The sequence below is a fragment of the Bradyrhizobium sp. CCBAU 11386 genome, assembly GCF_028128955.1.
GTDB lineage: Bacteria > Pseudomonadota > Alphaproteobacteria > Rhizobiales > Xanthobacteraceae > Bradyrhizobium.
In genome coordinates this window covers 1-25,097 of record NZ_LBKA01000224.1, presented here as the reverse complement: position 1 = coordinate 25,097, position 25,097 = coordinate 1, and the positions used below count along the sequence as shown (strand labels likewise).

Genomic DNA, 25,097 nt, shown 5'->3' with positions numbered 1-25,097 from the left:
CCAGCGTTTTCCGTTCTCCTCTAAGACCAGCGCGGTGCGCGGCAGCGAGGTGGAGCGGGCCAAGCCCCGGCGGCGGACGGTTCCCGGATACCACGTTTCCGGGACGGTTCGGACAGCGACGTAACTCATTGCCCGGTCCCTTGATCCCAAGGGAGCGGTTCGTGATCCCCAAGGCGAGCGCGCTCGCGCCATGCCTGGCCAGCAGCAACTGATTGAGGGGCGGCCCCGCCGCCCAATGTTTCATACGGGCCGACGCTTGATGCGCCAGACTGTGCCGACGAATTCTGAAGGACCATTCGCGACGCTGCGGAGTGATAATCCCGCGCGCCGCCATGGCCCTGAGGCTTCCGGTCCGGCAAGGCGCGAGAGACGGCGTTTCGGCCTTCCCCTCACCCCCGAATCAGGTGGACCGTCGCGTCACCCGGCGGCGCGATACGCGCCCACGGTGTATCGCGCCCGCCGCCGCCAAGAGTTAAGACATGCCGAACAAGATGTTGATCGATGCCACCCACCCGGAGGAGACCCGGGTCGTCGTGGTCCGCGGCAATCGCGTCGAAGAGTTTGATTTCGAGACTGCGCAACGCAAGCAACTGCGCGGGAATATCTACCTCGCCAAGGTCACAAGGGTCGAACCCTCGCTCCAGGCCGCCTTCGTCGAATATGGCGGCAACCGCCACGGCTTCCTCGCCTTCAGCGAAATCCATCCCGACTACTACCAGATCCCGGTCGCCGACCGGCAGGCGCTGATCGAGGCCGAGGAACAGGCCCATCGCGAGGCCGAGGAAGAGAGCGAGAACCGCTCGCACGGCCGCCGCCGCTCGCGTCACCGCAATGCCCGCCGCCGCGGTCATGGCGAACGGGTCCGCAGCGACATCGTCGAGGGCCTCGACGCCGGCGCCGATCCCGCGGCCCAGCCGGTCGATGGCGAGCCGAGGGCCGCCAACGCCGAGGGCGCTCCGCAAGAGGGCGAGCATCTGCACGCCGACGCGGAGCATCACGGCGAGCACGATGCCCATGATCACAACGAACATGATCACCACGATCATGATCACCATGAACACGGGCACGACGACCATCATCACGATCACGACGACCGTGGTCATGACGGCGGGCACGATCATCACGACCATGATCATGCCGACGAGACGCCCGCGCCTGTCGCGGCCGTTGGCGCCGAACCGGTGGTCGAGGCCGCTGCCGAACCGCAGGAGGCGACCTCCGAAGCGCACGCAGAGGCTCTGGCCGAAGCCGTGACCGCCGCCGCTGAACCGGCTGATGCCGTGTACGCTGCCGGCGAAAGCGCGGAAGCTCCGCATCACGACGCTGAAGCGGCGGCCGAGGACGACGACGAGGAGGATGACGACGGCGAGGAAGCCGAAGAGGAAGTCGTCGAATCCGTCGGTGGCGATGACGTGATGGAGGAAGTGCCGGAGCGCACCTTCCGTCCGCGCCGCCAGTACAAGATCCAGGAAGTGATCAAGCGCCGCCAGGTGATGCTGGTGCAGGTCGTCAAGGAAGAGCGCGGCAACAAGGGTGCGGCGCTGACGACCTATCTCTCGCTCGCCGGCCGCTACGCCGTCTTGATGCCGAACACCGCGCGCGGCGGCGGCATCAGCCGCAAGATCACCAGCGCCCAGGACCGCTCGCGTCTGAAGGAAGTGGTGCAGGATCTCGACGTGCCCGAGGGCATGGGCATCATCCTGCGCACCGCCGGCGCCGCCCGCACCAAGCCCGAGATCAAGCGCGACTTCGAATATTTGATCCGGATGTGGGAGACGGTGCGCGACCTGACGCTGAAGTCGCAGGCCCCGACCCTCGTCTATGAGGAAGGCTCGCTGATCAAGCGCTCGCTGCGCGACCTCTACAACAAGGAGATCGACGAGATCTCGGTTGCCGGCGAATCCGGCTACCGCGAAGCACGCGACTTCATGAAGATGCTGATGCCCGCCAATGTCAGTGCGGTGAAGCAGTATCGCGACGGCCAGCCGCTGTTCTCGCGCATGGGCGTCGAGAGCCAGCTGGATGCGATGTTCTCGCCGACCGTGCAGCTGCGCTCCGGCGGCTACATCGTGATCAACCAGACCGAGGCGCTGGTCTCGATCGACGTCAACTCCGGTCGCTCGACGCGCGAACACCATATCGAGGACACCGCGCTCAAGACCAATCTGGAAGCGGCCGAAGAGGTCGCCCGCCAGCTCCGCCTGCGCGACCTCGCCGGCCTGATCGTCATCGACTTCATCGACATGGACGAGAAGCGCAACAACCGTGCGGTCGAGCGCAAACTGTCCGATTGCCTGCGGCAGGACCGCGCGCGCATCCAGGTCGGACGCATCTCGCATTTCGGCCTGCTCGAGATGTCGCGCCAGCGCATCCGTGCCAGCGTGCTGGAATCCTCGACCGATCCCTGCCCGCATTGCGGCGGCACCGGCCATGTCCGCTCGGTGTCCTCGGTTGCGCTCCAGCTTCTGCGCGGCCTCGAAGAGATCCTGATGAAGGGCGCGACCCACAATCTCGTGGTCCGCACCCGCACCGATGTCGCGCTCTACGTGCTGAACCACAAGCGCGGCCATCTGCGCGACCTCGAAAACGGCTTCAAGGTCACCCTGGCGGTCATCGCCGACCCGAGCGTCAGCGGACCGCAGGCCTACCTCATCGATCGCGGCGAGCAGGTGCATACGCTCGAAGCCGCCAAGGCGCTGCTCGCGGCGCAGGCCGCGGCAAGCCCGCCCCCGGCGGTTGAAGAGGCCTATGACGACGAGGAGTTCGATCCGGAGCTGGAATCCGAGATCGAGTCCGAGGAGACCGAAGGTCTCACTGAAGAGCAGGCTGCCGGCGAGGCAGCCCCCGAGCAGGACGGTCAGCGCCGCAAGCGCCGCCGTCGCCGGCGCGGCCGCGGTGGCCAGCGCGACGGCGAGCTGCGCGAGGATAGCGCCCCCATGCTTCCCGAGGCGGCCGTGGCTGCCGGCGAAGGCGATGAGGACGCCGAGTCCGAGCAGGACGGCGAAGAAGGCGAGGAACAGGCAGCCCGTGGCGAGCAGCAGGGCGGCGGCGAGCGCCGGCGCCGGCGTGGTCGCCGTGGCGGACGCCGTCGGCGTGGCGGTGGCGAGGAAGGTCTTGCCGGCTCCATCGGCGACGAACTCGGCACCCAGTCACCATCGGAAGCTGTCGAAGCGGCATTTCGACAGCTTTGGCGGCGAGGCTGCGCCCTCGATCGCGCAGGCCGAGCACACCGCCGAGCCGCAAGTCACCCAGCCAGAGCCGCGCGCCGACGTGCAGGCTGAGGCACCGGCCCAGCCGGAGCCAGCTCCTGCTGTCGTAGCGGCAGAAGAAGAGCCCGCCGACGACAAGGCCGCGCGGCGTCGCTCCACGGTCCGGGAAAAGGTGAGCTTCCTGTCGAGCAGCCCGAGCGAGCCCGCAGCACCGGTTGCGCAGGCGAGCGAACCGGTCGCGCCGCCCGCGCCGGCACCTGCGCCCGCACCGGAACCGGCAAGCGAGACGCCGGCCGCCCCGCGCCGCGCCGGCTGGTGGTCCCGCCGTTTCGGCGGCGGCGAGTAAAATCGGACACAGAATAGAAAACGCCCGGCCAGGCCGGGCGTTTTTCGTTTCACCGCCCGCCGAACCGCTATGGCGGCAGTTCGTCATCACCGAGCGGCGCCACATCGCGCGAGGCGATCTGGCGGAGCTGGTCGTAGAGATCGGGCGCCTCGCTGGTGCACAGGCAGACGCCTTTTGCGGAAGGCGCCTCGCCGGCATTGAGGTAGGCGTGGCCCATGGTGCTGTCGAGATAGATGCCGTCGCCCTCACCGAGGATCTCGGGCGCGTAGAACTCGGTATGGACGGCGACGCGTCCGCTCGTCACCAGAAAATATTCCTCACCGCCATGGCGCAGCAGCGGGCCGAACTCCTCCAGCGAGCGCGCACGAACCTCGGCCACGATCGGCACCATGCGTTTGCCGATCAGATCGGTGCACTGATAGGTGTAGGTGTAGAACTTGGTGGTGATCACCTGGCCCTGCCCGGCCCGGCTGATGCTCCGCCGCGCGGTGACCGGCCGGCCCTGCGCAGGGGCCGCGACCGCCGGATTGAACAGCTCGGCGATCTCCATCTTCAGGCCCGAGGTGAGCTGGAGCAGCTTGTCATAGGTGAGCGACATCAGGCCGTTCTCGACCTTCGACAGGGTCGAGAGCGCCATGCCGGTCCGCTCCGCCACCTGCTTGAGCGTCAGGCCGCGGGCCTGGCGGGCCGCCTTCAGGCATTGGCCGAGCTGGGAATTGGCACCTTCGGGCGTCGTTATCTCGCTCATGCGACAACCCTATCACGGCGATGGAAAAATTGTTGGCCTATCCGTCTAATCTTTTTGGCCAAAACGCCCCTTGAGAAGCCCATTTGGTGGCCGGTTGGGCAAAAGCACCAGCATTTGTGCATGAAATGCCCCGGTTTGACGATTATTGGTGCGCCTCCTTTACTTTCCGATATGCTAAATCGTTTTCATAATCTGAAAGGGATTGGCATTGTCCGGACTTTGCGATTCCAGTGCCGTTGAGCTGCGCCGCCTGCTGGCCGCGCGGGCAATCTCGCCCGTCGAGCTGCTGGAGGCCTGCCTGTCGCGCATCGCCACCATCAATCCTGCCGTGAATGCCGTCGTGACATTGGACGTGTCAGGCGCACACCAGGCGGCAAAGGCAGCCGAAGCCGCCATCCTGCGCGGCGAGGATCGCGGCGCGCTGCACGGCCTCCCCGTCCTGATCAAGGACACCCAGGACACCGCCGGGCTGCGTTCCACCTATGGCAGCCCCCTGTTGCGCGACAATGTCCCGGTTGCCGACCAGGGCTCGGTCGCGCGGCTGCGCGCTGCCGGCGCCATCATCTTCGGCAAGACCAACACGCCGGAATGGGCCGCCGGCGGCAACACCCGCAATCCCGTGTTCGGCGCGACCGGCAATCCCTTCGATCCCATGCGCTCGGCGGCCGGCTCCTCCGGTGGCTCGGCGGTGGCGCTCGCCTGCGGCATGGCCCCGCTCGCCTCGGGCTCGGACACCGGCGGCTCCTTGCGCAATCCGGCCGGCTTCTCCGGCATCGTCGGCCTGCGTCCGTCCTACGGTCTCGTGGCCAGCGAGAAGCGCGCCTTCGGCTGGTCGAACCTGTCGACCGACGGACCGATGGCACGCAATGTCGCCGACACCGCGCTGATGCTGTCGGTGATGGCGAGCGACGATGTCCGCGATCCCTTGGCCTATACGCTGCCCGGCGAGCCCGTGCGCGGTCGCGCCGAACGCTGGGCCGCCCCCCGTCCCGCCGACCTCGGCAAGCTGCGCCTCGCCTTCACGGAGGACTTCCGCTTCGCCCCGACCGAGCAGGCAATCCGCCGCGTGTTCCGCGATCGCGTGAACAAGCTCGCGCCGCTGTTCGCCGACTGCCGCGAGGCGACGCCGGATTGCTCCGGCGCCGACGACGCATTCGCGGTTCTGCGCGCCGGCCTGTTCCTGGCGATGCACGGCAAGAATTACAAAGAGCGCCCCGAAATGCTCGGCCCGAATGTCCGCGCCAATGTCGAGGAAGGCCTGAGCTACACGCTCGAGGACCATGGGCGCGCCGCAACGACGCAGACGCGGATCTATCGCGCCTACCAGACCTTCTTTGAAACCTGCGACGTGCTGATCAGCCCGACCATTACGCTGAGCCCGCGACCCTGGTCAGAACTCTATCCCGCCGAGATCGACGGCGTGCCGACCAAATCCTATTTCCACTGGCTCGCGCTCGCCTATGCCGTCACGCTTCCCGGCCACCCCGCGATCAGCATTCCGCTCGGCCTCGATGAAGCCGGCCTGCCGTTCGGCCTTCAGATCGTCGGCCCGCGCGGCGGCGACGCGATCGTGCTCTCGGTCGCCGCAAGCATCGAGGCCGCGTTCGCAAGCGATGCGCAATTGTGCCGGCCGGTACCCGACCTGGCACGGCTCGCCGCGGCACCGCCACTGTCGGCCGCGCCCGGTTTCCTCACCTGGGAATGAGCCGACACCAGCCCTGGCTGCACCGCCCGCCAACGGAGATGAGCATGACGGAACTGCCGAGGAAAACCAGCGTCATCGCCTTCGTCCTGCTCTACATCGCCTACTGCATCTCCTACATCGACCGCGCGGCGATCTCGCTGGCGCTGGCGCAGATCGGCAAGGACTTCAATCTCCAGGCCGCCGATCTCGGCATCGTCATCAGCGCGTTCTTCCTCGGCTATGCCGCGATGCAGGTACCGGGCGGCTGGCTCTCCGACCGCTTCGGCTCGAAATATGTGGTGATCGTCACCATCGTGATGTGGTCGCTGTTCACGGCGTTCACGAGCATCGCCTGGTCGCTGACCTCGCTGATCGCGATCCGCTTCATCTTCGGCATCGCCGAGGGCGGCTTTCCGCCGGCGAGCATCCGCGCCATCTCCGAAGTGTTCAAGAAGGATAGCCGGCCGAAGATGTCGGCGCTGCTGCTGTCCTCGAACTATGCCGGCAGCATGGTCGCGCCGCTGATCATGGCGCCGCTGATCCTTTGGCTCGGCTGGCGCCATGCTTTCAACGCCATCGGCATCGCGGGCATCGTCTTCGCGGTGGTCTATTTCGTCTTCGTCCCCTATCTGGGACGCCCGGGCAACGCCGATGCCGGCGCGCCGGCCAAGCCCGAAAGCCGCGCGCCGATGCGCGAGCTCATGAAGAATCCGCTGCTGTGGCAGTTGATGGTGGTGTGGTTTGGCCTCAGCTGCGTCAACAAGGGCCTGGATTCCTGGATGCCGCTCTATCTGCTCCAGCACCGCGGGCTCGACCTCAAGACCGTCGGCGTGGTGGCGCCGATCCCGTTCGTGATGGCGACGATCGCGACCGCGATCGGCGGCTGGGTGATGACGACGTTCTTCTCCGAGCGCGAAAAATATCTGCTGATCGGCAGCTCCGCATTGACCGGCATCTTCCTCTACGCCATGTACAAGGCGGAGACGATCACGATGCTGATCGTCTTCCAGTCGCTGGTCTACTTCTTCAAATCCTTCGTGCTGGCCTCGGTGATTGCGCTTCCGACCAAACTGCTCCGCGACGACCAGATCGGATCCGGCGTCGGCATGGTCAATCTCGGCGGTCAGAGCGCGGGCTTCGTCGCCCCCGTCGCCATCGGCTTCATCGTGACCGGAACCGGATCGTTCGATGCCGCCTTCGGTTTCCTGGTGGCGATGACGGCGTTGTCCGTCGTGGTCGCGGCAACCATCAGCACGGCGCAGCCGAGGCTCGCACCACAACCGGCCTGACAGGAGCATTCTGCCATGCAAAGCGCGATCGTTCTCGGCGGCGGCATGATCGGCGTGAGCGCGGCGCTGCACCTCCAGCAGCGCGGCTGGTCCGTCACGCTGGTCGACCGCAGGGAGCCGGGCCGCGAGACCAGCTACGGCAATGCCGGGATGATCCAGGCGGAAGCCGTCCGCCCCTATCCGATGCCGCGCGACCTCGCCTCGCTCCTGAAGATCGCGACCGGGCGCACCAATGACGTGCGCTACAGCCTGTCGTCGCTGCATCTCCATATCGAGCCCCTGCTCCGCTACTGGTGGCATTCGGCGCCGAAGCGGCATCGTGAGGCGATCGACGCCTGGGCCCGGCTGATCGCCTATGCGACGGCAGAGCACGACATCCTCATTCGCGAGGCCCATGCCGACAATCTCATCCGTCGCGCCGGCTACCGGGCGCTGTATCGCGACGCCGCGTCACTGGATCTCTCGATCAAGGCTGCCGAGGAAGACCAGCACGAGTTCGGCGTGAACTTTCGTGTGCTCTCGGGCAGCGAGCTCGCCAAGGCCGAGCCGGTCCTGCGCGACGATCTCCCTGGCGCGATCCATTGGCTCGACACCTGGACCGTGTCCGATCCCGGCGCACTGGTGACGGCCTATGCCGAGCTGTTCGAGCGCCTCGGCGGCAGGATCGTGCTGGGTGATGCGCAGTCGCTGCGGCAGACCGCGAGCGGCTGGTCGGTCGACACTGATCAGGGGCGCATCGATGCCGCCCATGCCGTCGTGACACTCGGGCCATGGTCGCCCGATCTGTTGTACAAATTCGGCTATCGCATCCCGCTGGTGCGCAAGCGCGGCTACCACATGCATTACAGCGGCGGCGCCTCGCTCGATCTGCCGCTGATCGACAAGGCCGGCGGCTACGCCATGGGGCCGATGGCCAAGGGCATCCGCATCACCACGGGTGCGGAGCTGACGAGCCCGGACGCGCTTGCAACACCGGTGCAGCTCGCCAGTGCCGAAGCATCCGCCCGCGAGCTGATCGATCTCGGCAAACGCGTCGAGCCCGACCCGTGGTTCGGCACCCGTCCTTGCACGCCCGACATGCTGCCGGTGCTCGGCCCCGCCCCGCGCCACCCGGGCCTCTGGATGAATTTCGGCCACGGCCACCAGGGCTTTACGCTGGGCCCCGCGACCGGGCGCCTGCTCGCCGAGATGATGAGCGGCGAGACGCCGGCGATCGATCCGACGCCGTACCGGCCGGAGCGGTTCTAGCTTTCGGTTTTCGCGGCGAGGATCGCGAGCGCGGCTGACAGGCGCATCAGCGGGTCATCCCATTCGCGCGGGACACGTTGCCGGAACAGCCGCATGGTCGGATACCACGGACTGTCCTCGCGGTCGCGCAACCAGCGCCAGTCGAGCGCGTAAGGCGTCAGCATCCACACTGGACGGCCGAGCGCGCCGGCAAGATGCGCAACCGACGTGTCGACGGCGATGACGAGATCGAGCGCGGCGACCGCCGCTGCGGTGTCGGCGAAATCGCCGAGCGCGGGCGCAAGATCGACGATGCCGCTGCCGAGCGCCGCCAGCACCTCGCCATCCCCGGGCCGCGGCTCCTTTTGCAGGCTGTAGAGCTGCACGCCTGGCATCGCGAGGCGCGGCAGCACGGCTTCGGCCGACAGCGAGCGCTGCCGGTCGCCCTTGTGCCTGGCATTGCCGGCCCAGACCACGCCGACCTTCAGGGCCGTCACATCCGCGAGCGCCGCACGCCAGCGTAACAGTGTTGCGGGATCTGGATGCAGATAGGGGATGTCGGCCGGAATGGTGTCGAGCGTGGTGCCGAAGATCCGCGGCAGGCTCATCAACGGCAGTTGCAGATCGAACGGCGGCAGCACTTCGCCGCGCGGGATCACGGTCACGTCGGGCAATTGCCGCAGCAGCGAGGCAAGCGCGGGCTGAACCTGGAGAATGATCCTTGCGCCTCGCGCAACCACCATCGGCAGATAGCGCACGAAATGCAGGACATCGCCGAGCCCGTATTCGGCGAACAGCAGCAATGTGCGGCCATCAAGCGGCTCGCCCTGCCATTCCGGCTCGGTGAACGAGGGATCGCCGTCCGACAGCGTCCTGCATTTGCGCCGCCAGCGATAGGCCTCGAAGCCATCAGCGAAGTCGCCGTTCATCAGCAGGAAATGCGCATGATTGTACTGCGCGAGCGGCTGCTCCGGATCGAGCGCGATCGCGCGATGCGAGACCGCGAGCGCCTCGTCGATCGCGCCGGCATTGCGCAGCGCGACCGCGAGATTGGCGTGGCCCTTGGCATAGGCGGGATCGGCCACGACGGCGCAGCGATGCGCCGCGACCGCGTCGGCAGCCCGCTCCTGCTTCTCGAACATGATGCCGAGATTGGTCCAGGCCGGGGCGTGATCCGGCTTGAGCAGCAGCGCGTGCTCGCAGGCGGAAATCGCCTCGTCCAGCGTGCCGAGCTCGGAGAGGCAGGCACCGAGATTGCTTGCGATCACGTGATCGGACGCATCGAGCGCAAAAGTCCGCCGGTAGATCTCGGCAGCATCGTGCAAGTGGCCGGCCTCGTGCAGCACGAGGCCGAGCAGAGGCAGCGCCGGACCGTTGCCCGGCGCACGCGCAATCGCCCGGCGGTAGGAGACGATGGCGTCATCGAGCAACCCCTGCCGGTAGAGCGCGGCGCCGAGATTGCAGAGCAGCCCGGGATCGTCAGGGTCTTCGTCGAGCGCGCGGCGATAGGCGGCTTCCGCCTCGTCGAGCCTTGCCTGGTCCACGAGGAGATTGCCGAGATTGAGCCAGACGCCGCGATAGGTTGGCTCCCTTGCAATGACGGCGCGATAAGCCTCTTCGGCCTCGGCGAGCCGCCCCTGCTCCGCGAGCGCGATGGCAAGGTTGAAGCAGGCCCGTGTCAGATGCGCATCGAGCGCCAGCGCGCGGCGATAGGCGGCCTCGGCCTCGTCGAACCGGGCGAGCTCGCCGAGCGCCACGCCGAGCTTGTTGTGCAGGCCCGCATCGTCCGGCCGCCGGACCAGGGCGCGCCGGAACGCCGCCACCGCCCCCTCCTGCTCGCCCTTCACCGCCAGCGCGTCGCCGAGCGTGACGAGTGCCGGCGCGTGCTCGGGATCGACGCTGAAGATACGGCCGAGCAGCGCGGCGCCCACGCTCGCGCGGTCGGTGACGAAGGCGGCGACGGCGGCCAGATGCAGCGCCGGGATGTGATCCGGGTCGGCCCTCAGGACCTCCGCGCACAGTGCATCGGCCTGCTCCGGCCGTCCCGCCGCAAAGTGCTCCGCCGCCTGCAACACAATCGGATTCACAGCCGCATCGCCCACGATACCACCCACCCCTTCGAGGTCCGAGATGCGGGTTAAACGCGCGAGGTCGAAAATTCCGTCAGTCGGCGCGCTCGGCGAGCAGCGTCGCCGAAGGAAGCGCCCGCCCATTTCGGCTGGTTCGCGCAGTTCGCGGGCGCCGACGTTCCGACGTCGAGCGCGAAGACGCGCGCCCTGCTCGGTCGGGCGCCGAAAGAAAAAGGGCTGATCGAGGATCTCGACCAGCCCTGTTACTTCAAGACGCGGCGGCGCATCGCGCCGCCGCAGGCAATCGGCAGATCAGTCCGTCGTGATCGCAGTTTCCATGTCCGTCGGGTCGATCCGCTTGGCGAGGTTGGCGTTGAGCTTGTCACGGTCGAGCTCACCCTCCCACCAGGCGACGATCACGCAGGCCACGCCGTTGCCGCACAGATTGGTCAGCGCGCGGCATTCGCTCATGAACTTGTCGATGCCGAGCACGATCGCCATGCCCGGCACGAGGCGCGGGTCGACCACGGCGAGCGTCGCCGCGAGCGTGATGAAGCCCGCGCCGGTGATGCCCGAGGCGCCCTTCGATGTCAGCATTGCCACAATCAGGATCGTGGCCTGCTGGCTGAAGGAGAGATCGTAGCCGAGCGCCTGTGCGATGAAGAGCGTCGCCAGCGTCATGTAGATGTTGGTGCCGTCGAGGTTGAACGAGTACCCCGTGGGCACCACGAGGCCGACAACCGACTTGGAGCAGCCGAGCCGCTCCAGCTTCTCCATCAGGGACGGCAGCGCGCTTTCCGAGGACGAGGTGCCGAGCACGATCAGGAGCTCATCCTTGATGTAGGCCAGGAACTTGAAGATCGAGAACCCGGCCATGCGCGCGATGATGCCGAGCACGACGAACACGAACAGCGCGGCCGTGACGTAGAACGTGGCGATCAGCCCGATCAAATTGAGGATCGCCCCGGTGCCGAACTTGCCGATGGTGTAGGCCATCGCACCGAACGCGCCGATCGGCGCCGCGCGCATCACAATGGAGATAACGCCGAACACCGCATGCGCGGCATCATCGATGAACGAGCGGATCGTGTGGCCGCGTTCACCGAGGCTCATGATCGCGAAGCCGAACAGCACCGAGAACAGCAGCACCTGGAGAATCTCGCCCTGGGCGAAGGCGCCGACCACGGTGTCCGGAATGATGTGCAGCACGAAGTCGACGGACTTCTGACCGGCGGCCTGCTTGGCGTAATTCGCAACGGCCGCCTCGTTTGCCGCCGCATTGCCGAAGCCTGCGCCCGGCTTCACCAAATTGCCGATGATGAGTCCGATCACCAGGGCGAAGGTGGAGACGACCTCGAAATAGACCAGCGCCTTGACGCCGATGCGCCCAACCTTCTTGGCGTCCTGGATGTGGGCGATGCCCGAGACCACGGTGCAGAAGATGATCGGGGCGATCACCATCTTGATCAGCTTGATGAAGCCGTCGCCGAGCGCCTTGATCCAGTCGTTGGTGGCAACCGTCGGCCAGAGCCAGCCGACGATGGCGCCGAGCACGATGGCGATCAGCACCTGGACATAGAGAACCTTGTACCACGGTTTGGCTGCGGCCGGCGCGACCGGCGCCCCGGCCATCGTTGTCGTTGTCATTGTTTCACTCCCCCTCAAAACGCCGGGCCAGCCAAGATCAACTTGGCCGGCCCTGTCAATTGGAACTGCTCGGAATGGCGCGCTTTACCCGCGGCGATCGACGATCCGGCGTACCGCCGGCATCAGCGTCGCGCCCAGCGCGTTCTTGACCAGCGAGGCCGCAATGAACGGCGCAAGGCCGACCTGCCAGGCCTTGGACGCGCCAAGACCGAGGCCAAAGGCCAGCCAGCCGAACCCGGCGGCCAGAATGACGATGTGCCCGACGGCCATCGCGGCAAACAGCAGCACCACGCTGCGATCCCAGCCGCGTTCGGCGAGCCAGCCGGTCACGAAGGCCGCAGCGATGAAACCGAACAGATAGCCCGCGGTCGGACCGACCAGCGGTGCAATTCCACCCACGGGACCTGCGAATACGGGCAGGCCGAGCGCGCCCTCGGCGAGGTAGGCGATCATGGTTGCGCTGCCAAGGCGCCAGCCATAGGCGGCGCCGATCATCAGCACCACCAGCGTCTGCAACGTCATGGGCACGTAAGGCAGCGGCAGGTTCACCTTGGCCGACAGCGCCAGCAGCGCTGTGCCAAGCGCGATCAGCACGAAGGCGCGGAAGCCGCCCACGGTTTCACCCGGCCGGGTCGGCCACATCAATGCGGCGAGAGGAGAATGCGGTGCAGCAGCGGACGGGACGGATCGGTCAGACAAGGTGAGCTCCGGAGGTGGGGCGAAAACTGGCGGCTATTTAAGCCAGTGAGCGATCCGGTCAACTGCCTCCCGCATCTCCTCTGCCGAACGCGCGTAAGAGAACCGGATGAACGAGCGGCCATGGATGGGATCGAAATCGAGGCCGGGCGTTGCCGCGACATGGGCCTGTTCGAGCATCTGCTTGGCGAACTCGAAACTGTCGGAGGTGAAGTCCGAGACATCGGCATAGAGATAGAAGGCGCCGTCGGCCGGCAGGAACCTGGTGAGGCCCGCCTTGGGCAATCCCTCGATCAGGATGCGCCGGTTTTCCTGATAGCCGTGCTTGATCTCCTCCATCTCGGCCGCGCCGTCGAAGGCGGCCTCGGCCGCGATCTGCGACAGCGACGGCACCGAGATCGACAGGTTCTGCTGCAGCCGCTCGATCGGCCGCACCAGAATCTCCGGCACGACCATCCAGCCGACGCGCCAGCCCGTCATGCAAAAATACTTCGAGAACGAGTTGATCACGAGGGCGTGGTCCGACAATGCCGCCGCCGTCACCGCCGGAAACGCGTAGTCGAGCCCGTGATAGATCTCGTCCGAGATGAAGCGGATTTTGGCGTCTTCCGCCGCCGCGATCAGGCCGGAGAGCGCCTCGCGGGACATCATCGTTCCCGTCGGATTGGCCGGGCTGCCGACCAGCACACCCTTCAGCGGCGTCTTGCGATGGGCGGCAAGCAGCGCCTCGCCGGTGAGCGCGTGGCGCGTCTCGTTCGTGGTCTCGATCAGCACCGGCTCGCAGCCGAGCGCGGTGAGGATATGACGGTACGGCGGATAGCCCGGCACCGTCACGGCGACGCGATCGCCAGGCTCGAACATCGACAGGAAGGCGAGGATGAAGCCGCCCGAAGAGCCCGTCGTCACCACGATCCGCTCGGCGCTGACGTCACAGCCATAGGCATCGCGATAGTGCCGCGCGATGCGCTCGCGCAAGGAGGGAATGCCGAGCGCGGAGGTATAATCGATCCGTCCCGCCTCGAGCGCCGCCTGAGCGGCCGCAATTGCGGTCTTCGGCGCGCCAGCCGCGGGCTGGCCGACCTCCATATGGATGACATGGCCTCCGGCGGCCTCGATTCGGGCCGCCGCGGCCATCACGTCCATGACCATGAACGGGGGAACATCGCTACGGCGGGAGGGCTCGAGCCACTGTCCCAACCGGTTCCTCAATATCGCATCGTGCATCGATTTCTGCTATTCGCTGGCGGACCGGTCCGTCCGGTCCGGGGAACGGGGCGCTTGCGCCCCAGACTGGCCGCATTGTACGGCTCATAAGGGGGTAAGGCTCATAGGCCATATCGCGTATCCGGTCTGCCGCCAATCGCCAAAACCAATCACGAAACTGCTTGCGCCAAGATCACTTGCCAAGACCGTTTGACCAAGACCGCTTGATGTTGCTCCAGATCGCATTGCGCAAAAAGACCTCCGCCCTCACCGCCGTCGTCACGGCCGCGGCGATCGCCTTGCTGCCGCTTCCGGCGGCGCAGGCGCAGCAAAAGGGCCCGCCGGTCCTGCGCGACACCGAGACCGAGCAGCTGCTGCGCGAATATACGCGCCCGATCCTGCGCGTCGCCGGTCTGGAAAAGCAGAACATCCAGATGGTGATCATCAACGACGGCTCGTTCAACGCGTTCGTCGCGGACGGCCGCCGCATCTTCGTCAATTACGGCGCGATCCTCCAGTCGGAGACGCCGAACCAGATCATCGGCGTGCTCGCGCACGAGACCGGGCATCTGGCGGGCGGCCATCTGTCCAAGCTGCGCGAGCAGCTCGCCGCCGCCCAGACCCAGATGATCATCGCGATGCTGCTCGGCGCCGGCGCGATCGCCGCCGGCAGCACCCAGCGCAGCAGCACCGGCAACAACGGCCTTGCCAATGCGGGGGCCGCCGCGATCGCCGGTCCGCAGGAGATGATCCGCCGCACGTTGTTGTCCTACCAGCGCCAGCAGGAGGAGAATGCCGACCGTGCCGGCGTGAAATTCCTGACCGCGACGGGGCAGTCGCCGAAGGGCATGTACGAGACCTTCAAGCGCTTCACCAGCGAGAGCCTGTTCGCGGCGCGCGGCGCCGATCCCTATCTCCAGTCGCACCCGATGCCGGCCGAGCGCGTCGCCGCGCTCCAGGAGTTCGCAAGCTCAAGCCCCTATTGGGACAAGAAGGACGATCCCGCGCTCCAGCTCCGCCATGACATGGTGCGCGCCAAGATCTCCGCGTTCATGGAGCGGCCGGAGACGGTGTACCGCCGCTATCCCCAGACCAACGACAGCCTGCCGGCGCGCTATGCCCGCGCCATCAGCACCTATCTGCACGGCGATCTGCGCAGCGCGCTCGCCCAGATCGACGCGCTGATCCAGGTCCAGCCGAACAACCCGTACTTCTACGAGGTGCGCGGCCAGGCCCTGCTCGAGAGCGGCAAGCCCGCCGAGGCGATCGCCCCCCTGCGCAAGGCTGTCGCGCTCTCGAACAACGCGCCCCTCATCGAGATGTTACTTGGGCAGGCTCTGGTTGGAACCGATAATAAGGCCTACACCGACGACGCCGTTCGGATTCTCCGCGCCGCGGTGGCACGGGAGCCCGAAGCGCCAATCGGCTATACCCAGCTCGCGATGGCCTATGGCCGGAAGGGAGATTATGCCGAGGCGGATCTCGCGTCGGCGCAGGCCGCTTACTTACGCGGCGACAACAAGACCGCCCGCGAGCTCGCCACGCGCGCGAAAACCCGTTTCGCCGTCGGCACGCCCGGATGGGTCAAGGCCGACGACATCGTGGCGGCCAAGCCACCGCGCAACTAGCTAGAACGACGCCCGACACCACGACGTCACGACACCGAGCTTTAAGTCCGCCGGGACGTTTTCCGAAACCTGCTTTGGATAAGAGGATTTGCCTATGCCTTCGCTGCGTCTGCTTGCTCCCGCGCTGTTTGCGCTCGCCATGTTCGGCGCAGCCGCGCCCGCGTCGGCCGACAGCTTCTCCGATGCCCAGCGCACCGACATCGAGGCGATCATCAAGAACTACCTCGTCACCCATCCCGAGGTGCTCGAGGAGGCGATGACCGAGCTCAGCAAGCGCCAGGCCGCGGCCGAAACGCAGAAGCACGAGGCCAGCATCGCGCAGAACGCCGACGCGATCTTCAACTCGCCGCGCCAGGTCGTGCTCGGCAACAAGGAGGGCGACGTCACCTTCGTCGAGTTCTTCGACTACAATTGCGGCTACTGCAAACGCGCGATGACCGACATGCTCGACCTCATGAAGAGCGATCCGAAGCTGAAGGTCGTGCTGAAGGAGTTTCCGGTGCTGAGCCAGGGCTCCGTCGAGGCCGCCCAGGTCGCCGTCGCCGTGCGCATGCAGGATCCCACCGGCAAGAAATATCTCGACTTCCACCAGAAGCTGCTCGGCGGCCGCGGCGCGGCCGACAAGGCGCGCGCGCTGCAAGCGGCCAAGGAGGCCGGTCTCGACACCGCGAAAATCGAGAAGGATCTCGCCAGCCCCGAAGTGCGCGCCACCATCGAGGAGAACTTCAAGCTCGCCGAGGCGATGGGCATGAACGGCACGCCGAGCTACGTGATCGGCAAGCAGATCGTGATCGGCGCCATCGGCCTCGAAGGCCTCAAGGAGAAGATCGGCGTTGCCCGCTGCGGCAAGGCGACCTGCTGATCACGCGCTTCACAACTTACGCATGCAACGAGGCCGGCTGAAAAGCCGGCCTTTTTGCTGGGTCAGACCTTGGCGCGATCCGGCACAATCATTCATCTGGCGTTCAACAAACAAATACCGCGGAACCGCTGATGTTCCGGAACAACCGATATCTCCTTTCGTTGTTGGCGCGGGCAATGACGCAAATAAACACGTGAGGAGAAATTCAATGTCGAACCGCTTTATGATCTCTGTTGCCGCGCTCGCGCTCGTCGCCGGCACCGGACTGGCGAACGCACAGGGCACCATCAACCGCGAAAGCGGCGGCGCCGGCGCGCAGCCCGCGCAGCAAACACAGCCGTCGGGCGGTGCGGCCGAGCGCGGCGCCACGGGCAAGGACTCCATGACGAAGGAAAAGGGCACCGTCGGTCAGGCTGGCGGCGCCAGCACCGCGAAGCCGGGTGCGGCCGCCGAGGAGAAATCTCCGGGCGCGATGAAGGACGAGCGCCCGGGCGGCGCGATGCACAAGAACGCCGCCGAGGACAAGGCCGGCGCGACCAAGGGCCAGCGCACCGACGAACGCGCGCAGGGTCAGATGGACAAGTCGCAGCAGGACAAGTCCAAGAGCATGAGCCAGGATACGACCAAGTCCGGCGCCAAGGACCACAAGGACATGAAGGCCGAGGACAACAAGGCCGGCACGTCCACCAAGAGCAACGCCGAGAACCGTCCGGGCTCGGGCACCTCGACCGACATGAAGGCCGAGGGCAAGAGCTCGACCTCGTCCTCAACGACGACGGTCGGCCAGGCCGGTGCCGCCGCCAAGCTCTCGACCGAGCAGCGGACCCAGATCACGTCGGTGATCCGCGAGGAGCGCGTGGCCCCCGTGACCAACGTGACCTTCTCGATCTCGGTCGGCAGCCGCGTGCCGCGCGAGGGCATCGAGCTGCACGCCCTGCCGTCCCGCGTCGTGACGATCTATCCGGAGTGGCGCAGCTACCGCTACGTGCTGGTCCGCGAGCAGATCGTGATCATCGATCCGAACACCTATGAGATCGTCGCGGTCCTCGACGTCTAAGGCCGGATGACGGCAACCTCAGGGGCGGGCAGCGATGCCCGCCCCTTTGCGTTCCGCCGGCAGCCATGCTTTGGACTGGTTAACAAGCAATTTCCGTAGCTTCCGCACAGGTTTTTGCACCCCGGATGAGGTGCCTGAAGGCCTCCGGGAGGTCCTACAAGGCTTCCCCTAGGGCGCTTTGTTACCTATAACCCCCGCCACGCCGAAACACCTCTTACGGGATTGGAATGGCCGAACCTGCAACCGACACGATCCTCGTTCTCAACGGGCCGAACCTCAACATGCTGGGGACGCGCGAGCCCGAAAAGTACGGCCATGCCACGCTGGCCGACGTCGAGGCGCTGTGCCGGGAGACGGCGGCGGCGTTCGGTCTCAAGGCCGACTGCCGGCAGTCCAACCGCGAGGGCGAGTTGATCGACTTCATCCACGAAGCGCATGCGCGCAAGATGAAGGGCATCATCATCAATGCCGGCGGCTATTCGCACACCTCGATCGCGCTGCACGACGCGCTGCTCGCGGTGCAGATTCCGACGGTCGAAGTGCACGTGACCAACATCCACGCCCGCGAGAGCTTCCGTCACCACTCCTACACCGCGCGCGCGGCCTTCGCCTCGCTCTGCGGTTTCGGCATCGAGGGCTACCGCCTCGCCATCCAGGGCCTTGCCGTCAAGCTCGGCCTCAAGCCCAAAGCCTGACGCTCCCTCATCACACAGAACATTCGGATCAAAGAACATGGCGCGCCAGCCAGACGACAAAGCAGCCGCAAAGTTTTCCAGCGAGGATTCCGCGCTCGTCCGCGAGCTCGCCCTGCTGCTCGATGAGACCAGCCTCACCGAGATCGAGATCGAACGCGCGGGCCTGCGCCTGCGCGTCGCCCGCAACATCAGCGTCGCCGCGACCATGCCGATGCCGGTCGCTGCCGCTCCCGCCGGCCTGCCGGTGGCCGCCGCCGCGCCCGCTGCCGCCGCAGCCGACCTGTCGAAGCATCCCGGCGCCGTCACCTCGCCGATGGTCGGCACCGCCTACTGGGCGCCGGAGCCCGGCGCCAAGCCGTTCATCGAGGTCGGCAGCAAGGTCTCGGTCGGCCAGACGCTGCTGATCATCGAAGCCATGAAGACCATGAACCAGATCCCATCGTTGCGCGCCGGCACGGTGACGCAGATCCTGGTCGAGGACGGCCAGCCGGTCGAGTTCGGTGAGCCGCTGGTGATTATTGAGTAAGCGAATGGGGAATAGCGAATAGCGAATAGCGAATGGTACACCCCTTCCCTACTCGCCATTCGCCACTCGCCATTCGCGACAGGACACCATGTTCGACAAGATCCTCATAGCCAATCGCGGCGAGATCGCCCTTCGCATCCTCAGGGCCTGCAAGGAGCTCGGGATCGCGACCGTCGCCGTGCACTCCACGGCCGACGCCGACGCCATGCATGTGCGCCTGTCGGACGAGAGCGTGTGCATCGGACCGCCGCCGTCCAAGGACAGCTATCTCAACGTGCCCGCGCTGCTCGCTGCCTGCGAGATCACCGGGGCGGACGCCGTGCATCCCGGCTACGGCTTCCTGTCCGAGAACGCGCGCTTCGCGGAAATCCTCTCCGAGCACAATCTGCACTTCATCGGCCCCAAGGCCGAGCATATCCGCCTGATGGGCGACAAGATCGAGGCCAAGAAGACCGCCAGGAAGCTCGGCATCCCCGTTGTGCCCGGCTCCGACGGCGCGGTCGGCCCCGACGACGATGCGCTGGCGATCGCCAGGAAGATCGGCTTCCCGGTGCTGGTGAAGGCGGCGGCGGGCGGCGGTGGCCGCGGCATGAAGGTCGCGCATAGCGAGGCCGACCTCCAGGTGGCGCTGTCGACGGCGGCGAACGAAGCCAAATCCGCCTTTGGCGATGCGTCCGTCTACCTCGAAAAATATCTCCAGAAGCCGCGCCATATCGAGATCCAGATCCTCGGCGACGGCCGCGGCGGCGCGATCCATCTCGGCGAGCGCGACTGCTCGCTGCAACGCCGCCACCAGAAGGTCTGGGAGGAAGGCCCCTCGCCCGTCCTGTCCGCCGCCGCGCGCGCCAAGATCGGCGAGACCTGTGCGAAAGCGATGCGCGAGATGAAATATCTCGGCGTCGGCACCATCGAGTTCCTGTTCGAGGACGGCGAGTTCTACTTCATCGAGATGAACACCCGCATCCAGGTCGAGCATCCCGTCACCGAGAGCATCACCGACATCGACCTCGTGCTGGAGCAGATCCGCATCGCCGCCGGCGGCGAGCTGCCGGCGAAGCAGGAGGAAGTCCAGGTCATCGGCCACGCGATCGAATGCCGCATCAACGCCGAAAATCCGGAGACCTTCCGCCCGTCGCCCGGCCGGATCCTGCAATACCATCCGCCCGGGGGCCTCGGCGTCCGGATCGATTCCGCCGTCTATCAGGGCTACACGATCCCGCCCTACTACGACTCCCTCGTCGGCAAGCTGATCGTGCACGGCAAGACGCGCGCCGAATGCCTGATGCGGCTGCGCCGGGCGCTGGACGAGATGGTGGTCGAAGGCATCGAGACCACGCTGCCGCTGTTCCGCGCGCTGGTGCGCGAGGACGACATCATCAACGGCGACTACCACATCCACTGGCTGGAACAGTACCTGGCCGGCAAGGCGGAACCCACCGCGAAATAGCCTCTCGCCCGTGGAACCCTTTCGCCCCAATCGCGTTTTGGACGGTTGGGCAGTTCCAAGGGGGCGTTTTGAACTCCACTGGCGTAACAGGGCGAGACCGTCGTGACGGCTGAGGCGCAGCGGCGGCGCGCATTTTGGCAGATCCTGCTGATCGCGGCGGGGCTCCTGGTGCTGACCGTGATCAGCGCCGGCTCGGTCTATCTCGTCAACAAGGCGCGGGAAGACAGCAAATGGGTCATCCACACCATCGAGGTGGAGAACCAGATCAACGCCCTGCTGCTCGAAGTCCGACGCGCCGAGAGCAGCGCCCGCGGCTTTCTCCTGACGCAGGGCCCGGATTTCCAGTCGGATCACGAGAAGGCCGTCGCAGCGATCATTCCGGCGCTCGCCAAGCTCACACGTCAGATCGGCGACGATCCGGCGCAACGCGACAGCATCGAGAAGCTGAGCGCGGCGATCGAGACCCGGCTCGACCAGTTCTCGCGCGAGATGGACTTCGTGAAGCAGGGTCAACCCGACAAGGCCACGGCGCTCATCCGCGAGGCCGCCGCCGGCAACACCACGACCACGATCAGCAACCTGGCCAACGCGATGATCCGCGAAGAGGAGCGGCTGTTCCGGATCCGCACCGCCAACTCCGACCGGAGCCAGACGCTGGCCGCCTCGATGACCGGCATCGGCTCCGGCCTCGTCGTGCTACTGGCGCTGGTCTCGACCTGGCTGGTGCGGCGCTCGGCCCGCGCCCGTGACGAGGCCGAGGCGCGCCTGCGCGACGCCAACGTCAACCTGGAGACCGTCGTCGACGTACGCACGGCGGACCTGCGCGAGGCCAATGACGAAATCCAGCGCTTTGCCTATATCGTCAGCCACGATCTGCGCTCGCCACTCGTCAACATCATGGGCTTCACCAGCGAGCTTGAAGAACTTGGCGGCGACATCTTCCGCCGCATCAGCAGCCTCGCCCACGTCCCGGCCGACGGACCACCGCTGACATCTGGCTCTTCCGGCGAGATCGCGCTCGAAGGCCCCGACAAGCAGCTCTCAGCGGACTTTTCCGAGGCGCTCGGCTTCATCAAATCGTCGATCGCCAAGATGGACCGGCTGATCTCGGCGATCCTCAACCTCACCCGCGAGGGCCGGCGCGAATTCCGGCCGGAGAAGATCGACATCCGCGAGTTCGTCGAGGCCATCGTGTCGACGCTGGCGCATCAGGCCGTGGAAGCGCAGGCCGAGATCCACGTCGGGTCCCTGCCCAACATCGTCAGCGACCGCCTTGCCCTGGAGCAGATCTTCTCCAATCTGATCGACAACGCGATCAAATATCTCAAGAGCGGGGTGCCCGGAGAGATCAGAATTCGCGGGCGCACCAAGCTCGGCTACGCTATCTTCGAGATCAGCGACAACGGTCGCGGCATCGATCCGAAAGATCATCAGCGGATCTTCGACCTGTTCCGGCGCGCGGGAACCCAGGACAAGCCGGGACAGGGCATAGGTCTTGCACATGTGCGTGCACTTGTGCGCCGTCTTGGCGGCACCATGTCGGTATCGTCGGAACTGAACGTGGGCAGCACGTTCACGATCACGCTGCCCGTTGCCTGGAACGCCAGCAACCGGAACGCAGACAAATGACGCAGCCTGTCACCATCATCATGATCGAGGACGACGAGGGGCACGCCCGGCTGATCGAGCGCAACATCCGCCGTTCCGGCGTCAACAACGAGATCATCTCGTTCGGCAACGGCACCGATGCGATGAGACACCTGTTCGGCGCCGACGGCAGCGGGCTTTCCCAGAAGGGAAATGCCCTCCTGATCCTGCTCGACCTCAACCTGCCTGACATGAGCGGGATCGACATCCTGAAGCAGATCAAGGAAAACAATCATCTCAAGGCCTCGCCGGTGGTCGTGCTGACGACCACCGACGACTCCCAGGAGATCAAGCGCTGCTACGAGCTCGGCTGCAACGTCTACATCACCAAACCGGTCAACTACGAGAATTTCGCCAACGCCATCCGGCAGCTCGGGCTGTTCTTCTCGGTCATCCAGGTCCCGCCCGCCACATGAACCAGAGAACACCGACACTGCTGTATATCGACGACGACGACGCGCTCGCGCGACTGGTCGACCGCGGCCTGACGCGGCGCGGCTACAGGGTCGTTCATGCCGCCAGCGGCGAGGAAGGCCTCGAGCACATCCGCCGCGCGGCTGCCCAAGACAACATCGAAGACAGCATCGACGTCGTTGCGCTCGACCAGTACATGCCGGGTCTCGACGGCCTCGATACGCTCGAGCAGATCATGGCGATCCCGGGCGCCCCTCCCGTGGTGTTCGTCACCGCGTCGCAGGATTCCAGCATCGCGGTCACCGCGCTGAAGGCGGGCGCGGCCGATTATCTCGTCAAGGACGTCAAGGGCGACTTCATCCCCCTGCTTCATGTCGCGGCCGAGGGCGCGCTGCGGCAGGCCGAATTGCAGAAGGCGCGCGAGGAAGCCGAAGCCGAGATCCACGCCTCGCGCGACCGCTATGCTGCGCTCGCCGCCGAGCGCGAGCTGCTGCTGCGCGAGGTCAATCACCGCGTCGGCAATTCGCTCCAGATCATCGCCTCGCTGCTGCATCTTCAGGCGAGCTCCGCCGGACAGGAAGAGGTCAAGGCCGCGCTGACCAACGCGATGGGCCGCGTCGCCGCGGTCGCGCAGGTGCACCGCCGCCTCTACACCTCGCAGGACCTCAAGAGCGTCGTCCTGAGCCAGTACCTGGACTCGCTGCTCGAGGACCTGCGCCGCTCGGCCGAAGGCAACCGGATGTCGCGCCTGACGCTGAAGGCCGAGCCGATCGAGATCGATCCGGACCGTGCGGTCGCCGTCGGCATCATCGTCAACGAGCTGGTGATGAACGCGGTGAAATACGCCTATCCCGACGGAGCCGGCCCGATCCATGTCGAGCTGACCCTGCAGGGCGAGGATCTCCTGCTGGCGATCGCCGACGACGGCGTCGGCGACAACGTCAAGGCCGATCCGCGCTCCACCGGCATGGGCCAGCGCATCGTCGCGGCGATGGCCACCAAGCTCGACGCCTCGGTCGAGCGCGACCCCGCCCATTCCGGAACCCGCATCCTGCTCAGGTTCCGCCGCGTGCCCGCGGCGCCCGGCAAGACCAGCACCGCCGCCGCGAGCTGACCGGCGCCCCCATCGCAACCGCATTGCGATCCTGCTATTGTTGCGCCATGACTTCGCGCGACTCCGCTTCGTCTGAAATTACGCCGGCCGTGCTGCTGCGCGCCTATGCCTGCGGCATCTTTCCGATGGCCGAGAGCGCCGACGATCCAACCCTGTTCTGGGTCGAGCCGGAATTGCGCGGCGTCATCCCGCTCGACGGATTCCGCGTGGTTTCGCGGCTCGCGCGCACCGTGCGTTCGGATATGTTTCGCGTGACCGTCAACACCGCGTTCAAGGCCACGATTGCCGGCTGCGCCGCGCCGCAGGCCGGGCGCGAGGACACCTGGATCAACAAGCGCATCCGCGACCTCTATGGTGGCCTGTTCGAACTCGGCCATTGCCACAGCGTCGAGGCCTGGCAGGGCGACGACCTCGTCGGCGGGCTCTACGGCGTGAGCTTAGGGCGCGCCTTCTTCGGCGAGAGCATGTTTCACACCGCGCGCGATGCCTCGAAGGTCGCGCTGGTGCACCTGGTCGCGCGACTCATCCATGGCGGTTTCGAGCTGCTCGACACGCAATATGTCACCGAGCATCTGAAGAGCTTCGGCGCGGTCGAGATTCCGCGGCGGCGCTACACCGCGCTGCTCGACAGGGCGCTGGCGGGCGAGCCCGGCGATTTCCTCGAGCTCTCGACCGGCGAGGCGATCCCGGGCGCCCGCGCGCTCGAGATCATCGCCTCGCGGCAGTAGTCGGCGACCGGGACTAGCGCGATGAGTTTTGGTTGAATCGATGCGCGCACAGGACTCGGTTCATCTCTCCCGGAGGGAGAGGTCGGAGCGCATCGAAGATGCGATCCGGGTGAGGGGCCCAGGTCTCACTAAGTGCCGCAGCCCCTCACCCGGATTGCTGCGCAATCCGACCTCTCCCCGTCGGGGAGAGGTGAACCACGGGCAGCTCGCTGGACCCAATTACATCAAGCCCTAACGACCGAACCCGGGGATCCCGAACAGGCCTGGCCGCTGCTCCGGCGGCGGAGGTGGCGGCGCCGGTTGTTGTTGCTGCGGAGGCGGCAATGGCTGCGGCGGACGCTGCTGCACGGCCTGCTTGGGCGCGGCCTTCTTCTGCGCGGGCGGCGGCGGCGCAGCCGGCTTGCTCGCGGGATCCGGCGCAGCGGTCGCAATGGTCTGCTGCGGCTCTTTGCAGTCGGTCAGCCAGATGTCGTAGATCGGATGCTCGACGCCGTGCAGGCCGGGGCTTGCCGCGTACATCCAGCCCGAGAAGACCTTCGCCCTGCAAGGTGATCTCGTCGACCTCGACGAAGGCGTCGGTGTTGGCGGCTTCCGTCGCCGGCCTTGTGTAGCAGGCATCGGTCTTGACGCGCAGCGCGCCGAACTGGACGGTCTCGCCGATATCTTCGTCGAAATTGATGATGCGGCCGGTGATCTTGTCGAGGCCGGAGAAGGTCGCCTTCTTGTTCACGATCTTCTGGGCCGGCGGCTCGGTCACGACCTCGTCGCCCGGCTGCAGGCTCGCCGGCGTCTGCGGCACGGCACCGCCCGGCCCGCCCTTCTGCTGGGGCTGGCGCTGCCCGGGCGCGCCCGGCTGGGGGG

The 25,097-nt window shown here is 66.4% G+C and carries 18 protein-coding genes and 3 pseudogenes; 15 read left to right on the top strand and 6 right to left on the bottom strand.

Annotated features, from left to right (window positions below; all coding sequences use genetic code 11):
* Positions 1–479 precede the first annotated feature (479 nt).
* Positions 480–3,555 (top strand): annotated as a pseudogene (locus XI09_RS20135) (Rne/Rng family ribonuclease).
* A gap of 67 nt (positions 3,556–3,622) precedes the next feature.
* Here XI09_RS20135 and XI09_RS20130 read toward each other — a convergent pair.
* On the bottom strand, positions 3,623–4,303 hold the full coding sequence (locus XI09_RS20130) for a helix-turn-helix domain-containing protein (protein ID WP_271568380.1): 681 nt from the start codon (positions 4,301–4,303) through the stop codon (positions 3,623–3,625).
* A gap of 208 nt (positions 4,304–4,511) precedes the next feature.
* Here XI09_RS20130 and XI09_RS20125 point away from each other — a divergent pair, with 208 nt between their 5' ends.
* From XI09_RS20125 to XI09_RS20115, 3 genes are read left to right on the top strand one after another with little or no spacing between them, the layout of a single operon-like run.
* On the top strand, positions 4,512–6,008 hold the full coding sequence (locus XI09_RS20125; RefSeq protein ID WP_271568379.1) for an amidase: 1,497 nt from the start codon (positions 4,512–4,514) through the stop codon (positions 6,006–6,008).
* 44 nt (positions 6,009–6,052) lie between these two features.
* Positions 6,053–7,276 carry an MFS transporter gene (locus XI09_RS20120; protein ID WP_271568378.1) on the top strand — a complete coding sequence of 408 codons (1,224 nt, stop codon included), beginning with the start codon at positions 6,053–6,055 and terminating at the stop codon, positions 7,274–7,276.
* A 15-nt stretch (positions 7,277–7,291) separates the two neighbouring features.
* Positions 7,292–8,524: an NAD(P)/FAD-dependent oxidoreductase gene (locus tag XI09_RS20115; protein ID WP_092182516.1), complete on the top strand. Its 1,233-nt coding sequence runs from the start codon at positions 7,292–7,294 to the stop codon at positions 8,522–8,524.
* On the opposite strand, the gene XI09_RS20110 is transcribed toward XI09_RS20115, so the two are convergent.
* Positions 8,521–10,590 (bottom strand): tetratricopeptide repeat protein, encoded by a 2,070-nt coding sequence (locus XI09_RS20110; RefSeq protein WP_271568377.1) that lies wholly within the window; start codon positions 10,588–10,590, stop codon positions 8,521–8,523. The genes XI09_RS20115 and XI09_RS20110 overlap by 4 nt on opposite strands.
* A 102-nt stretch (positions 10,591–10,692) precedes the next feature.
* Here XI09_RS20110 and XI09_RS20105 point away from each other — a divergent pair.
* Positions 10,693–10,845 (top strand): annotated as a pseudogene (locus XI09_RS20105) (3-beta hydroxysteroid dehydrogenase); the annotation flags it as partial.
* Positions 10,846–10,884: 39 nt separating this feature from the next.
* On the opposite strand, the gene XI09_RS20100 reads toward XI09_RS20105, so the two are convergent.
* From XI09_RS20100 to XI09_RS20090, 3 genes are all read right to left on the bottom strand, one after another.
* On the bottom strand, positions 10,885–12,219 hold the full coding sequence (locus XI09_RS20100; protein ID WP_271568376.1) for a dicarboxylate/amino acid:cation symporter: 1,335 nt from the start codon (positions 12,217–12,219) through the stop codon (positions 10,885–10,887).
* An 84-nt stretch (positions 12,220–12,303) separates the two neighbouring features.
* A complete protein-coding gene (locus XI09_RS20095; protein WP_271568408.1) occupies positions 12,304–12,861 on the bottom strand; it encodes a biotin transporter BioY in 558 nt (185 codons plus the stop codon).
* Positions 12,862–12,951: 90 nt separating this feature from the next.
* Entirely contained in the window at positions 12,952–14,139 is a 1,188-nt protein-coding gene (locus XI09_RS20090; RefSeq protein WP_271568375.1) for a pyridoxal phosphate-dependent aminotransferase, read from the bottom strand.
* A 206-nt stretch (positions 14,140–14,345) separates the two neighbouring features.
* Between XI09_RS20090 and XI09_RS20085 the strand changes: the two genes are divergently transcribed.
* The 10 genes from XI09_RS20085 to aat all read left to right on the top strand — a co-directional run bounded on the left by XI09_RS20085 (position 14,346) and on the right by aat (position 24,236).
* Positions 14,346–15,746, top strand: a complete 1,401-nt coding sequence (locus XI09_RS20085) for a M48 family metalloprotease (RefSeq protein WP_271568374.1) — start codon at positions 14,346–14,348, stop codon at positions 15,744–15,746.
* Between the two features lie 94 nt (positions 15,747–15,840).
* Positions 15,841–16,608 carry a DsbA family protein gene (locus XI09_RS20080; RefSeq protein WP_271568373.1) on the top strand — a complete coding sequence of 256 codons (768 nt, stop codon included), beginning with the start codon at positions 15,841–15,843 and terminating at the stop codon, positions 16,606–16,608.
* Between the two features lie 208 nt (positions 16,609–16,816).
* Entirely contained in the window at positions 16,817–17,665 is an 849-nt protein-coding gene (locus tag XI09_RS20075; protein ID WP_271568372.1) for a DUF1236 domain-containing protein, read from the top strand.
* A 227-nt stretch (positions 17,666–17,892) separates the two neighbouring features.
* A complete protein-coding gene (aroQ, locus tag XI09_RS20070; RefSeq protein WP_092182532.1) occupies positions 17,893–18,360 on the top strand; it encodes a type II 3-dehydroquinate dehydratase in 468 nt (155 codons plus the stop codon).
* A 37-nt stretch (positions 18,361–18,397) separates the two neighbouring features.
* Positions 18,398–18,886, top strand: a complete 489-nt coding sequence (accB, locus tag XI09_RS20065) for an acetyl-CoA carboxylase biotin carboxyl carrier protein (protein WP_271568371.1) — start codon at positions 18,398–18,400, stop codon at positions 18,884–18,886.
* Between the two features lie 88 nt (positions 18,887–18,974).
* Positions 18,975–20,333, top strand: a complete 1,359-nt coding sequence (gene accC / locus XI09_RS20060; RefSeq protein ID WP_271568370.1) for an acetyl-CoA carboxylase biotin carboxylase subunit — start codon at positions 18,975–18,977, stop codon at positions 20,331–20,333.
* A gap of 102 nt (positions 20,334–20,435) precedes the next feature.
* A complete protein-coding gene (locus XI09_RS20055; protein WP_271568369.1) occupies positions 20,436–21,962 on the top strand; it encodes a sensor histidine kinase in 1,527 nt (508 codons plus the stop codon).
* On the top strand, positions 21,959–22,396 hold the full coding sequence (locus tag XI09_RS20050) for a response regulator (RefSeq protein WP_271568368.1): 438 nt from the start codon (positions 21,959–21,961) through the stop codon (positions 22,394–22,396). The genes XI09_RS20055 and XI09_RS20050 overlap by 4 nt, the downstream gene beginning before the upstream one ends.
* Entirely contained in the window at positions 22,393–23,508 is a 1,116-nt protein-coding gene (locus tag XI09_RS20045; RefSeq protein WP_271568367.1) for a sensor histidine kinase, read from the top strand. The genes XI09_RS20050 and XI09_RS20045 overlap by 4 nt, the downstream gene beginning before the upstream one ends.
* A 47-nt stretch (positions 23,509–23,555) precedes the next feature.
* Positions 23,556–24,236 carry a leucyl/phenylalanyl-tRNA--protein transferase gene (aat, locus tag XI09_RS20040; RefSeq protein ID WP_271568366.1) on the top strand — a complete coding sequence of 227 codons (681 nt, stop codon included), beginning with the start codon at positions 23,556–23,558 and terminating at the stop codon, positions 24,234–24,236.
* Positions 24,237–24,467: 231 nt separating this feature from the next.
* Here aat and XI09_RS20035 read toward each other — a convergent pair.
* A pseudogene (locus XI09_RS20035) lies at positions 24,468–25,097 on the bottom strand (DUF2155 domain-containing protein); the annotation flags it as partial.

Coding starts and splice junctions, on each gene's coding strand:
- accC (WP_271568370.1), top strand. CDS start 18,975: ATGTTCGACAAGATCCTCATAGCCAATCGCGGCGAGATCGCCCTTCGC.
- XI09_RS20115 (WP_092182516.1), top strand. CDS start 7,292: ATGCAAAGCGCGATCGTTCTCGGCGGCGGCATGATCGGCGTGAGCGCG.
- XI09_RS20045 (WP_271568367.1), top strand. CDS start 22,393: ATGAACCAGAGAACACCGACACTGCTGTATATCGACGACGACGACGCG.
- XI09_RS20050 (WP_271568368.1), top strand. CDS start 21,959: ATGACGCAGCCTGTCACCATCATCATGATCGAGGACGACGAGGGGCAC.
- aat (WP_271568366.1), top strand. CDS start 23,556: ATGACTTCGCGCGACTCCGCTTCGTCTGAAATTACGCCGGCCGTGCTG.
- XI09_RS20120 (WP_271568378.1), top strand. CDS start 6,053: ATGACGGAACTGCCGAGGAAAACCAGCGTCATCGCCTTCGTCCTGCTC.
- XI09_RS20085 (WP_271568374.1), top strand. CDS start 14,346: ATGTTGCTCCAGATCGCATTGCGCAAAAAGACCTCCGCCCTCACCGCC.
- XI09_RS20095 (WP_271568408.1), bottom strand. CDS start 12,861: ATGTGGCCGACCCGGCCGGGTGAAACCGTGGGCGGCTTCCGCGCCTTC.
- XI09_RS20075 (WP_271568372.1), top strand. CDS start 16,817: ATGTCGAACCGCTTTATGATCTCTGTTGCCGCGCTCGCGCTCGTCGCC.
- XI09_RS20090 (WP_271568375.1), bottom strand. CDS start 14,139: ATGCACGATGCGATATTGAGGAACCGGTTGGGACAGTGGCTCGAGCCC.
- XI09_RS20080 (WP_271568373.1), top strand. CDS start 15,841: ATGCCTTCGCTGCGTCTGCTTGCTCCCGCGCTGTTTGCGCTCGCCATG.
- XI09_RS20100 (WP_271568376.1), bottom strand. CDS start 12,219: ATGACAACGACAACGATGGCCGGGGCGCCGGTCGCGCCGGCCGCAGCC.
- XI09_RS20130 (WP_271568380.1), bottom strand. CDS start 4,303: ATGAGCGAGATAACGACGCCCGAAGGTGCCAATTCCCAGCTCGGCCAA.
- aroQ (WP_092182532.1), top strand. CDS start 17,893: ATGGCCGAACCTGCAACCGACACGATCCTCGTTCTCAACGGGCCGAAC.
- accB (WP_271568371.1), top strand. CDS start 18,398: ATGGCGCGCCAGCCAGACGACAAAGCAGCCGCAAAGTTTTCCAGCGAG.